A 292-nucleotide genomic window follows, 5' to 3' on the forward strand; every position below is an offset into this window, starting at 1 on the left:
TTGCGCTACGCGCTGTATATCGGCAATTGTGAGTGCTTCGATACGGTCGCGTTCGATAAAGAACAAACGCCAGTCACCGAGTGCGATGGATTCAGACATCGCGACACACAATTTTTGTGGGTCGTTAATGGTTTTTTCCAGCTGATTGAGCAGATTGGTTTTAGCAAATTTCAGTTCTGCTTCGGTCACGGGTTGTTTCACCACGCCTTCTACGGTCTCGATCAGTGTCTTCTTAGCCTGTTCTATATTCTGATCTTTGGACAGGCTGGCCAGGAATACCGCATACCCAGGT

1 pseudogene is annotated in these 292 nt (G+C 47.9%); it reads right to left on the reverse strand.

The window, feature by feature from the left end:
* Positions 1-292: pseudogene (locus tag KDM89_RS21715) on the reverse strand (insulinase family protein); the annotation flags it as partial.

The organism is Cognatundibacterium luofuense, from assembly GCF_018139685.1.
GTDB lineage: Bacteria > Pseudomonadota > Gammaproteobacteria > Burkholderiales > Burkholderiaceae_D > Undibacterium > Undibacterium luofuense.